Origin of the sequence: Mesorhizobium sp. M7A.F.Ca.CA.002.04.1.1 (assembly GCF_004022805.1) — a bacterium.
GTDB lineage: Bacteria > Pseudomonadota > Alphaproteobacteria > Rhizobiales > Rhizobiaceae > Mesorhizobium > Mesorhizobium ciceri.
The window spans coordinates 1-1,725 of sequence record NZ_RZPL01000958.1 but is presented as its reverse complement, the minus strand read 5'-3'; the positions used below and the strand labels follow the sequence as shown (position 1 = coordinate 1,725).

Annotated in this window: 1 protein-coding gene and 2 pseudogenes; all 3 read right to left on the bottom strand. The window is 63.8% G+C overall.

Going from position 1 to position 1,725, the window contains the following annotated elements; all coding sequences use genetic code 11:
• Nucleotides 1-168 (bottom strand): annotated as a pseudogene (locus ENZ75_RS30975) (ABC transporter permease); the annotation flags it as partial.
• Nucleotides 168-1,298: an ABC transporter permease gene (locus tag ENZ75_RS30970; protein WP_013531649.1), complete on the bottom strand. Its 1,131-nt coding sequence runs from the start codon at nt 1,296-1,298 to the stop codon at nt 168-170. The pseudogene ENZ75_RS30975 and the gene ENZ75_RS30970, both read right to left, overlap by 1 nt.
• Nucleotides 1,295-1,725, bottom strand: a pseudogene (locus tag ENZ75_RS30965) (ABC transporter ATP-binding protein); the annotation flags it as partial. The gene ENZ75_RS30970 and the pseudogene ENZ75_RS30965, both read right to left, overlap by 4 nt.

Below are 1,725 nucleotides of genomic sequence, written 5' to 3'. Positions count from 1 at the left end.
GGTGAGATAGGTTGCGCCGAAGCCGCCGACGGCGCCCATGATCATCATGCCTTCGACGCCGAGATTGAGTACGCCGGAGCGCTCGACCACCAGCTCACCGATTGCCGCGATCAGCAGCGGCGTTGCCGCGGTGGCGATGGTCAGAAGGATGTTTACGGTGATGTCCATCAACGGGCTTCCTTCAGCTTCGGTGCGGCTTCGAGTTTGGCCACGCCTTCCGGTTTGGTCAGCGCCAGGCCGACCAGACGTATGCGGTAGTGGATGAGCGTGTCGCAGCCGAGCACGAAGAACAAAAGCATGCCCTGGAACACCCGCGCCACCTTGTCGGAGATGCCGAGCGCGCTCTGCACTGCTTCGCCGCCGAGATAGGTCAGTGCCAGCACCAGTCCGGCGGCAACGATGCCAAGCGGGTTGAGACGGCCGAGGAACGCCACGATGATGGCGGTGAAGCCGTAGCCGGGCGAAATGACGGGCTGCAGCTGGCCGATGGCGCCCGAGACCTCCGAGATGCCGGCAAGTCCCGCCAGCGCGCCCGACAGCAGGAAGGCAAAGAACACCATCCGGTTGAGGCCGAAGCCGGCGAAGCGTCCTGCCCGCGGGCTCGAGCCCAGCACGCGCACCTCGAAACCTTTCAGCATGCGGCTCATCAGGATCCAGACCAGCACCGCGGCGACCAGCGCGAAGACAAAACCCCAGTTTGCCCGTCCGGCATCCGGCATCAGTTCCGGCAACACGGCCGAATCGTTGAACTGGATGGTCTGCGGGAAGCCATGGCCCTGCGGATCGCGCCAGGGGCCGCGCACCAGCCAGTCAAGGAAAAGTTGCGCGACATAGACCAGCATCAGGCTGGTCAGGATCTCGTTGGTGCCGAAGCGCGTCTTGAGCAGAGCCGGGATCGCCGCATAGGCCGCACCTCCGACCATGCCGAGCAACAGCATCAACGGCAGCACCAGCGGGCCTTCGAACTGCGGAAACAGTACTGGAAGCATCGAGCCAACGATGCCGCCGAGGATGAACTGGCCTTCGGCGCCGATGTTCCAGATGTTGGCCTTGTAGCAAACCGACAGGCCGACAGCGATCAGGATGAGCGGCGCGGCCTTGATCGCCAGCTCATGCAACTGCCAGATTTGGCTGATCGGCTCGATGAAATAGATGTTGAACGCAGTCAGCGGATTGACGCCGAGCAGTGCGAACATGACGGCCCCGGCAATGATGGTCAGCGCGAAAGCGATGAACGGCGACAGGGCCGAAAACAGCATGGAGCGCTGCGGGCGTTTGACGAGTTCGAGGCGCATCATGCCGTCTCCAACGTGTGTTCGGCGTGACCGGGTTCGGCGCCACCCATCAGCAAGCCGACCTTCTCGAAGGTCGCTTCGGCGATCGGCATCGGCTTCGACAACTCGCCATTGTGCATGACCGCGATCGCATCCGAGATCTCGAACAGCTCGTCGAGATCCTGGCTGATCACCAGCACCGCTGATCCGCTGCGCGACAACTCGATCAAGGCCTGGCGGATGTGGGCGGCAGCGCCCGCATCGACGCCCCAGGTCGGCTGGTTCACCACCATGACGCTTGGCCGGCGGTCGAGTTCGCGGCCGACGATGAATTTCTGCAGATTGCCGCCCGAAAGAGCCGCGGCCTCCGGATCCGGCGCGCTCTTGCGCACGTCCATCGCCTCGATGATGCGTTGGGACGCGGCCTGGATGGCGGCGCTCTTGACCATTC